Source organism: Streptomyces sp. WI03-4A (assembly GCF_033792105.1).
GTDB lineage: Bacteria > Actinomycetota > Actinomycetes > Streptomycetales > Streptomycetaceae > Streptomyces > Streptomyces collinus_A.
The window spans coordinates 22533-31414 of the sequence record NZ_JARAUO010000066.1; the positions used below are offsets into that span (position 1 = coordinate 22533).

Below are 8882 nucleotides of genomic sequence, written 5' to 3' on the forward strand. Positions count from 1 at the left end.
GTCCATGATCCGGTTCGAGCAGGTCACCAAGCGGTTCCCGGACGGTACGACGGCCGTGGACGACCTCTCCTTCGAGGTGTCCGAGGGTGAGCTGGTCACGCTGGTGGGCCCCTCCGGCTGCGGCAAGACGACGACCATGATGATGGTGAACCGGCTGGTCGAGCCGACCTCGGGCCGGGTCCTGGTGAACGGCGAGGACGTCGCGCGCGTCGACCCGGTGCGGCTGCGCCGCCGGATCGGGTACGTCATCCAGCAAGGCGGCCTCTTCCCGCACCGCACGGTGCTGGACAACACGGCGACCGTGCCGGCGCTGCTCGGCTGGAAGCGGGCGAGGGCGCGGGCCCGGGCGGCGGAGCTGCTGGACCTGGTGGGCCTGGACCCGAAGACGTACGGGCCGCGCTACCCGGACCAGCTGTCGGGCGGACAGCGGCAGCGGGTGGGCGTGGCCCGGGCGCTCGCCGCCGATCCGCCGGTGCTGCTGATGGACGAGCCCTTCGGGGCGGTCGACCCGGTGGTGCGCGAGCAGCTCCAGGACGAGTTCCTGCGCATGCAGTCGGCGGCGCCCAGGACGGTGCTGCTGGTCACGCACGACATCGAGGAGGCGGTCCGGCTCGGCGACCGCATCGCCGTGTACGGGCAGGGCCGCGTGGAACAGTTCGACACGCCGGGGGCGGTGCTGGGGGCGCCCGCCACGCCGTACGTCGCCGGGTTCGTGGGCGCGGACCGCGGGTTGAAGCGGCTGTCGGTCACCGAGATCCAGCCGGACGACCTGGAGCAGCCGCCGGTGGCCCGCCCGGACGAGCCCGCCGGGCGGGCCGCGGAGCGGCTGCGGGCGGAGGGCGCCCGGTGGGCGGTCGTCCTCGACGCGCGCGGCGACCTGCACGGCTGGGTCGGCGCCGACGATCTGGCCGCGGGCGGCACGGTCGGTGACCGGGCGCACCGGATGACGGCGTGGGTGCCGGTGGGCGCGCCGCTGAAGCAGGCGTTCGGGGTGATGCTCCAGTACGACGCCGGATGGGTGGCGGTGCTGGACGGGGCACGGTTCCTGGGGGTGCTGACCCCGGCGAAGCTGCACGAGACGCTGCGCCGGTCGGTGGACGCGGACGCGCGGGGCGTGGCGCGGGGGCAGGTGCCGTTCGAGTCGGTGGCGGGCGCGTGAGGTCGTGACGGGCGCGTGAGGTCGTGACGGGCGCGTGAGGTCGTGACGGGCGCGTGAGGTCGTGACGGGCGCGTGAGGTCGTGGCGGGAGCGTGAGGCTCACCGGCCCAGCAGGCCCCGCTTCTCCAGGTAGGCGCGGGCCACGTCGGCCGGGAGTCTGCGCCAGCTGTCCACCTGCCGGTTGAGGTCCGTCAGGTCGGCGGTGGTCAGGACGGAGTCGAGCCGGCCGAGCGCCCTGGCCACGCCGGGGCCCCCGGCGCGGGCGCGGTTGACCACCGCGACCACATGGTCGGCGTTCTGCAGGTGCCGGTCGTCGGCGAGCAGGACCAGGCCGAAGCCGTCGAGCGTGGCGTCCGTGGTGGTGGCCAGCAGCATGTCGTCCCGGCCGTCCTGCACGGCGCGCTTGGCCTGGGTGGTGCCGACGCCCTTGGGGTCGACGTGGGCGACGTCGATGCCGTACACCTTCTTGAGTCCTGGTGCGCAGTACGGCCGTTGCACACACTCGTCGCCCGCGGCGAGCCGTACCGGCAGGCGCGCGGCGCCGAGGTCGCTGAGGGTCCGCAGCCGGTGCCGCCGGGCGTAGGCGGCGCTCACCGCGAAGGCGTTCTGGTCCACGGCCCGGCCCGGGGGCAGGACGGTGAGGCCGCGGGGCGCCGCCAGTTCGCGCAGCGCCTTCATGGTGGTGCCGAGGTCGGGTGAGCCGACCGGACGGGCGCGGGGGCCGTGCTCCTTGGCGTTCAGCCAGTCGGCGAAGGTGGCCGCGTACTCGGGCACGACGTCGATCCGGCCCGACTCCAGGGCCGGTTCGTACAGCTCCCGGTTGGCGACGGTCAGGATCGACGTCCGGTAGCCGGCCCGGTTCAGGAGCTGGGCGTACATCTGGGCGAGCAGGTCGCTCTCGGTGAAGCCGGCCGAGCCGATGGTCAGGTGGCGGCTGTCGCCGGGCGGTGCGGTGACGGCGTCCCGGTGTTCCAGGGACGGGCCGGTGGCGCAGCCGGCGAGGGTGAGGAGCGCGCACAGCGTCAGGGCGGTGCGGCGGCTCACCGGCCCCTCCCGGGCCGGGTCGCCGCCAGGCGTTCGGCGGCCGCGAAGACGCCCTCGACGAGCAGCGCGAACACCGCGACGAGGAGCGCGCCGGCGACCACCTGGGGCGTGCTGGCCAGGTTGAATCCCGCGGTGATGATCCGGCCGAGTCCGCCGCCGCCCGCGAGCGCGGCGATGGTGGCGGTGGCGACGAGCTGGACGGCGGCGGTGCGCACCCCGGTGAGGATCATGGGGCGGGCCAGGGGCAGTTCGACGCGGAACAGCGTCTGCCGTCCGGTCATCCCCATGCCCCGGGCCGCCCGCACGACGCTGCGGTCGACCTCGCGCATGCCGACGTAGGCGTTGGTGAGCAGGGGCGGCACGGCGAACAGCACCAGGGCGACCACGGCGGGCCCCTCACCCCACCGGCCGACCGGGGTCAGCAGGAGCAGGACCAGGACGGCGAAGGTGGGGACGGCCCGGCCGGCGTTGGAGACGTTGACGGCGAGCGCGCCGCCCCTGCCGAGGTGGCCGAGGACCAGCGCGACGGGCAGCGCGATCAGGCAGCTCACGGCGAGGCACACGGCGACGAGCAGCAGGTGCTGGAGCAGCCGGTGCCGGATGCCGTCGTCGCCGGACCAGTGGGCGGGGTCGGTGAGCCAGTCCCGGGCGGCGCCGAGGGTGGTCACGCGCGGGCCGCCCGGGTCCAGGGGGTGATCAGCCGCTGCACGCCCAGCAGGAGCAGGTCGGCGGCGACGGCGATCACCACGCACAGCACGGACGCGGTGAGCACCTGTGCCTTGAAGTAGCTGTTCATGCCGGCGTAGATCAGGTTCCCCAGGCCGCCGAAGCCGACGATCGCGCCGACGGTGACGAGGGAGACCGCGGAGACGGTGGCGATGCGCAGGCCGGCCATGGCGGCGGGCAGCGCGAGGGGCAGTTCGACGGTGAGCAGCAGCCGGACCGCGCCGTAGCCGAGGCCGCGCGCGGCCTGCCGGGTCTCCTCCGGGACGGCGCGCAGCCCGGCGAGGATGTTGCGCACCAGCAGGGTGAGCGAGTACAGCACCAGTCCGGCGACGACGAGGCCGGCCGAGAGCCCGTAGAGCGGCAGCAGCAGGGAGAACATCGCCAGCGAGGGGATGGTGTAGAGGACCGTCGTCACGGCGAGGACGGGGCCCGACGCCGGCGGCAGGCGGCGGGCCAGCACCGCGAGCGGCACGGCGAGCGCGAGGCCGATGAGCACCGAGACCGCCGTGAGCTGCACGTGCTGGACGACCGCGTCGAGCAGGATGCGGCGGCGGGTGCTCAGGTAGGCGCCGCAGATCCACTCGTTGCGCGCGAGGCAGTCGTGCGGGGTCGCGATCACCCGTCCATTCCACCGGGCGGCCGGGCGGCTCCGCACGGTGGACTGGGTCTTCCGGGGGGCCGGTGCCGGGCCGTGCCCGCGGTCCCGGCCGCCCCGCGACGGGGCCTAGCGCATCCCGGCGGCGTCCAGCAGGGCGGTCACCGTCGTCGTGGTGAGGCCGTCGTCGAGGTGCTCCACCCGGGCGCCGGCGCGGGCGCTGGCGCCGTCGAAGACCAGCATGAGCTGGCGGGCGAGCAGCCCGGGGTCGCGGGCGCCGCCGAGTTCGGCCTGGGTGCGCAGGCCGTGTTCCAGGCGTGCCTTGACCGTCCGGGCGACCTCGCTCGCGGGGTGCTCGGGGTCCTTCAGCTCCACCAGCACGGCGAGGTAGGGGCAGCCGAGGTAGCCGGGGTCGGCGGACGCCTGCTCCACCTGCTCGAAGACGTGCAGGATCCGCTCCCGGGGTGTGCCGGCGTCGGGGTTCGGGGGCGCCAGCCGGGCCTCGTACCAGGGGATCTGCCGTTCCAGGCTCGCGGCCAGCATCTCGTCCTTGCCGCCGAAGAGCTGGTACATCGACCGCTTGGAGACACCGGCGGCCCGGCACAGCGCCTCGACGCCGACGGACACGCCCTCGCGGTAGACGAGCTGGGCGGCGGCGTCGAGCAGCCGGTCCCGGGGGGACGCCTTGTCCGTGGTGGTCATACGCCGAGGCTACCGCGCCGCGGACGGAAGGAAACCGACCGGTCCGCACCCCCTGCGGGGCGGCCTCGAAAGCCCCCGGAATCCCGTGACAAGACCGCTGAACAAGCGCTTAGATAGTGACCGGACCCATCACCCGATCCCGCCGGAGGCCCCGTTGTTCTCATCCGTCGACGACGTCTCCGCCCGGCTCGCCGGAACCGGCTACCTGGCCTCGCCCGCCGTCGCCACCACCGCCTTCCTCGCCGCCCGGCTCGGCAAGCCGCTCCTGGTGGAGGGCCCGGCCGGGGTCGGCAAGACCGAGCTGGCCAAGGCCGTCGCCGAGGTCGCCGGGGCCCGCCTGGTACGGCTCCAGTGCTACGAGGGCGTCGACGAGTCGCGCGCGCTGTACGAGTGGAACCACGCCAAGCAGCTGCTGCGCATCAGCGCGGGCCGCGACGAGAGCTGGGACGAGACCCGCACCGACATCTTCGGCGAGGAGTTCCTGCTCCCCCGCCCGCTGCTCACCGCGATCCGCGGCGACGAGCCGACCGTGCTCCTGATCGACGAGATCGACAAGGCCGACGTCGAGATGGAGGGGCTGCTGCTGGAGGTGCTCAGCGACTTCCAGGTGACCGTCCCCGAACTGGGCACGATCACCGCGACCCGCCGCCCCTTCGTCGTCCTCACCTCCAACGCGGGCCGCGAGCTGTCCGAGGCGCTGCGCCGCCGCTGCCTGTTCCTGCACATCGGCTTCCCCGAGGAGGAGCTGGAGCGGCGCATCGTAGGGCTGAAGGTGCCGGACCTCGACGAGGCGCTGGCCGCCTCGGTGGTCCGGGTGGTCGGCGCGCTGCGCGCGATGGACCTGCGCAAGGCGCCGTCCGTCGCGGAGACCGTCGACTGGGCGCGCACCCTGCTCGCCCTCGGGGCCGGCGCGCTGGACGAGTCGGTCGTCCGGGACACCCTCGGCGTACTCCTCAAGCACCAGGAGGACGTGCAGAGGGCCGCCGCGAAACTCGACCTGGACGCGCTGTGACCGGTGTCGACGGGCGGATCACGGGCCTGGTGGGCGCCCTGCGCGCGCACGGTGTGCGCATCGGCACCGGCGAGACCGTGGACGCGGCGCTCGCCGCGCGCGAACTGGGCTTCGCCGACCGCGAGCTGCTGCGCGAGGGCCTGGCCGCCACATTGCTGCACGGCGCCGCGCAGCGCGCGGTGTTCGACCCGGTCTTCGACCTGTACTTCCCGCGCGGGGTCGGCGCTCCGGTCGGCGCCGCCGACGTCCGGGGCGACGTCCGGGGCGCCGACCGGGAGGATCTGCGCGACCGGCTGGCCGCGGCCCTGGCCGCCGACGACCCGTCGCTGCTGGCCGCACTGGCGGCGGAGGCCGTCGACGGCTTCGGCGGCTACGGCGGCTCGTCCGGTGCGGACGGCTGGTCGGCGTACCAGACCCTGGACCGGATCCGGCCGCAGACCCTGCTGGCCCGGGTGCGGGCGGACGTACGGGCCCGGGACGGGGGCGCGGGGTTCGCGGACCGGCTGCTGGACGACGAGATCCGGCGCCGGATCGAGGAGTTCCGGCGGCTGGTCGGGGCGGACGCGCGGCGCCGGGTCGCCGAGCGGCGCGGTCGGGACGAGATCGCCCGGCGGGCCGTCGCCCCGACCGCCGACCGGGTGGACTTCCTCTACGCGGGCCGGGACCAGCTCGCCGAACTGCGCCGGACCGTCCAGCCGCTGGCGCGCAAGCTGGCGACCCGCCTCGCCGCGCGCCGCCGCCGGGCCGCCCGCGGCACCGTCGACCTGCGGCGCACCGTGCGCTCTTCGCTGTCGACGGGCGGGGTGCCGATGCGGCCGGTGCTGCGCAGACGCCGTCCCGCCCGGCCCGAACTGGTCCTGCTGTGCGACGTGTCGGGGTCGGTGTCCGGGTTCTCGGACTTCACGATGCTGCTGGTGCAGGCGCTGCACGACCAGTTCAGCAAGGTCCGGGTGTTCGCCTTCGTCAACCGCCTGGACGAGGTGACCGGGCTGCTCGGGCGCGGTCGGGCGGACCCGGACGGTCTTGGCGCCCGGATCCGCGCCGAGGCGACGCTCACCGGCTGGCACGGCAGCAGCGACTACGGCGTCGCCCTGGGCGAGTTCACCGAGCGGTGGGGCGCCGTGGTCGGCCCCCGGACGACGGTGTTCGTGCTCGGGGACGCCCGCACCAACATGAGCGACCCGAACCTGCCCGCCGTCCGCGAACTCGCCAGTCGCGCCCGGCGGGTGTACTGGCTCAATCCCGAGCCGCGCGCCCAGTGGGGCACCGGCGACTCGGCGGCGCCCGACTACGCCGGGCTGGTGGAGATGCACGAGTGCCGCACGGCCCGGCAGCTCGGCGCCCTGGTGGCCCGGCTGCTGCCGGTGTGACGCCGTGCGGGCCGGCGTGAGACACCGCGCGGTACGGCGTGACGCCCTGCGGGCCGGTGTGACGCCGTGCGGGCCGGCGTGACGCCCGGGCGGGACGGCGTGACGCCCTGCGGGACCGCGTGACACCGTGCGGGCCGGCGTGCCCCCCGGGTGGGACGGCGTGCCCCCCGGGCGGGACGGCGTGACGCCCTGCGGGACCGCGTGACACCGTGCGGGCCGGCGTGCCCCCCGGGTGGGACGGCGTGCCCCCCGGGCGGGACGGCGTGACGCCCTGCGGGACCGCGTGATCGACTGGGCACCGGCCGGCCGCCCTTCGCGCCCGGCATCCGCCCGCACCCGAGGACGTACCCCATGAGCCACCCGCCCGTGCAGCTCGCCACCTTCCCCACCCCCGCCGAACCGGCGCCCCGGCTCGCCGCCGCGATCGGGCTCGGCCCGGAGGACCTGTGGGTCAAGCGGGACGACCTGACGGGGGTGGGCGGCGGCGGGAACAAGATCCGCAAGCTGGAATGGACCGTGGGCGCGGCGCTGGCCGAGGGCGCGGACACGCTCGTGACCACGGGCGCCCCGCAGAGCAACCACGCCCGGCTGACGGCCGCGGCCGCCGCCCGGCTGGGGCTGGCCGCCGTCCTCGTGCTGCGCGGCTCACCGGGCGAATCACGGTCCGGGAACCTCGCCCTCGACGGCCTGCTGGGGGCACGGCTGGTGTGGGCGGGCGACGTGGACCGGGCGGGCCTGGACGCGGCGGCGGCCGAGGTGTGCGAGCGGCTGCGCGCGTCCGGGGCCCGGCCCGCGCTGATCCCGTTCGGCGGGTCCAGCGCGCTGGGCGCGCGGGGCTACGTGCGCTGCGGCGAGGAGCTGCGCGCACAGGTGCCCGGCCTGCGGACGGTGGTGGTGGCCCTGGGCTCGGGCGGCACCATGGCCGGTCTCGTCGCCGCCCTCGGCGCGGAGACGGTCCTCGGCGTCGACGTCGGCGCACTGGCCGATCCGGCGGCCGCGGTACGGGAGTTCGCGGCCCCGCACGTCGACGGCGGAGTCACCGCCGACGGGCTGCGGGTGCGCCGGGACCAGGTGGGCGCCGGGTACGCGACGCTGACCGGGCCGGCGGCGCAGGCGCTCCGGCTGGCCGCGCGGACCGAGGGGATCGTCCTCGACCCCGTCTACACCGGCCGGGCCCTGGCCGGCCTGATCGCGGCGGTCCGGGACGGTGACGTACGCCCCGGCGAGCGGACCGTGTTCGTGCACACCGGCGGCCTGCCCGGGCTGTTCGGCCACGCGGAGGCCGTCGCGTACGCGGAGGCGGGGACCCGCACGGAGGAGCGCTGACGGACGCGGCACCGGGCCGCGCCCTCGGTGCGGCCCGGTGGTGATCGTGAACGGGGTTCGCCGGCTCCCGACGGCTAGCTTTTGGCGTACTCGTTGGCCATGGTGCCGGCGAAGTCGTACAGCACCACCTGCTCGTCCCCCACCACCCAGGCGTCGTGGCCGGGCGGACACACGAAGACGTCGCCTGGGCCGACCTCGCCCTCGCCGCCGTCGTCCATGCGCAGGTGCATCCGCCCCTGCACCACGTAGCCGTTGTGGTGGACCATGCAGCTGGCGGTGCCCGCGATCGGTCCCACGGACTCCGACCATCGCCAGCCCGGTTCGAACGTGCCCACCGCGAAGTCGAGCCCGGTCAGGTGGAGGGCTTCGAGATGGCCGCGGGGGAAGTCACGCCGTTCGTCCGGCTTGTCGACCGTCTTCACTTCCAGCATGACGGTGTCCTCCCTTCCGGCCGCTCACCGCGGCCGGGGTAGGCCTCCGTCCCCCGGCGGCCTCGGACGGCACCGGCGCTCGCGGCGGCGGCCGTACCCCACGGCTCCATCGTCGGTCCGGCCTGCCGGTGCCGCCATTCGGGGGAATCCCGGGTGAACTGCGCCTGACGGCGGGCGCGCCGCCGGCACGGGGCACCGCCGCGGCCGGTATCGGCATGCCCATGTTCGTCCAGCCGCCGCCGTCCCGGCCGCCCACGTCCGACCACCGACGCCCTCTCCGACGACGCCCGTCCAGGCCCACGTCCGACCACCGACGCCCTCTCCGACGACGCCCGTCCAGGCTCGCGTCCGACCACCGATGCTCGTTCCGACGACACCCGTCCCGGCTCGCGTCCGACGGCCGACGCTCGTTCCGACGACGCCCGTCCCGGCTCGCGGGCGACCACCGACGCTCGTTCCGACGACACCCGTCCCGGCTCGCGCCCGACGGCCGACGCTCGTTCCGACGACGCCCGTCC

The 8882-nt window shown here is 75.6% G+C and carries 9 protein-coding genes; 4 read left to right on the forward strand and 5 right to left on the reverse strand.

Annotated elements, in window-relative coordinates; all coding sequences use genetic code 11:
- The first annotated feature begins 4 nt into the window (after nucleotides 1-4).
- Complete coding sequence (locus PV343_RS38260; protein WP_319151657.1) at nucleotides 5-1159, forward strand: ABC transporter ATP-binding protein; 1155 nt, start codon at nucleotides 5-7, stop codon at nucleotides 1157-1159.
- A 98-nt stretch (nucleotides 1160-1257) separates the two neighbouring features.
- On the opposite strand, the gene PV343_RS38265 is transcribed toward PV343_RS38260, so the two are convergent.
- The 4 genes from PV343_RS38265 to PV343_RS38280 all read right to left on the reverse strand — a co-directional run bounded on the left by PV343_RS38265 (nucleotide 1258) and on the right by PV343_RS38280 (nucleotide 4225).
- A complete protein-coding gene (locus PV343_RS38265; protein ID WP_319151658.1) occupies nucleotides 1258-2202 on the reverse strand; it encodes an ABC transporter substrate-binding protein in 945 nt (314 codons plus the stop codon).
- Nucleotides 2199-2870 (reverse strand): ABC transporter permease, encoded by a 672-nt coding sequence (locus PV343_RS38270; RefSeq protein ID WP_319151659.1) that lies wholly within the window; start codon nucleotides 2868-2870, stop codon nucleotides 2199-2201. Before PV343_RS38270 ends, PV343_RS38265 begins: the two co-directional genes overlap by 4 nt.
- On the reverse strand, nucleotides 2867-3547 hold the full coding sequence (locus tag PV343_RS38275; protein WP_319151660.1) for an ABC transporter permease: 681 nt from the start codon (nucleotides 3545-3547) through the stop codon (nucleotides 2867-2869). Before PV343_RS38275 ends, PV343_RS38270 begins: the two co-directional genes overlap by 4 nt.
- A gap of 105 nt (nucleotides 3548-3652) precedes the next feature.
- Nucleotides 3653-4225, reverse strand: coding sequence for a TetR/AcrR family transcriptional regulator (locus PV343_RS38280; protein WP_319151661.1), 573 nt, complete (start codon nucleotides 4223-4225; stop codon nucleotides 3653-3655).
- A gap of 154 nt (nucleotides 4226-4379) precedes the next feature.
- Here PV343_RS38280 and PV343_RS38285 point away from each other — a divergent pair, with 154 nt between their 5' ends.
- The 3 genes from PV343_RS38285 (at nucleotide 4380) to PV343_RS38295 (ending at nucleotide 7933) form a co-directional block, all read left to right on the forward strand.
- Nucleotides 4380-5237 (forward strand): AAA family ATPase, encoded by an 858-nt coding sequence (locus PV343_RS38285; protein WP_319151662.1) that lies wholly within the window; start codon nucleotides 4380-4382, stop codon nucleotides 5235-5237.
- Entirely contained in the window at nucleotides 5234-6607 is a 1374-nt protein-coding gene (locus tag PV343_RS38290; RefSeq protein ID WP_319151663.1) for a vWA domain-containing protein, read from the forward strand. Before PV343_RS38285 ends, PV343_RS38290 begins: the two co-directional genes overlap by 4 nt.
- A 351-nt stretch (nucleotides 6608-6958) precedes the next feature.
- On the forward strand, nucleotides 6959-7933 hold the full coding sequence (locus tag PV343_RS38295) for a pyridoxal-phosphate dependent enzyme (RefSeq protein WP_319151664.1): 975 nt from the start codon (nucleotides 6959-6961) through the stop codon (nucleotides 7931-7933).
- Nucleotides 7934-8007: 74 nt separating this feature from the next.
- Here PV343_RS38295 and PV343_RS38300 read toward each other — a convergent pair whose 3' ends face one another.
- On the reverse strand, nucleotides 8008-8364 hold the full coding sequence (locus PV343_RS38300) for a cupin domain-containing protein (RefSeq protein ID WP_020943652.1): 357 nt from the start codon (nucleotides 8362-8364) through the stop codon (nucleotides 8008-8010).
- Between the last annotated feature and the right edge of the window lie 518 nt (nucleotides 8365-8882).

Excerpts from the sequence above, each read along its gene's own strand:
- PV343_RS38280 (WP_319151661.1), bottom strand. The coding sequence starts at position 4,225 with ATGACCACCACGGACAAGGCGTCCCCCCGGGACCGGCTGCTCGACGCC.
- PV343_RS38300 (WP_020943652.1), bottom strand. The coding sequence starts at position 8,364 with ATGCTGGAAGTGAAGACGGTCGACAAGCCGGACGAACGGCGTGACTTC.
- PV343_RS38295 (WP_319151664.1), top strand. The coding sequence starts at position 6,959 with ATGAGCCACCCGCCCGTGCAGCTCGCCACCTTCCCCACCCCCGCCGAA.
- PV343_RS38260 (WP_319151657.1), top strand. The coding sequence starts at position 5 with ATGATCCGGTTCGAGCAGGTCACCAAGCGGTTCCCGGACGGTACGACG.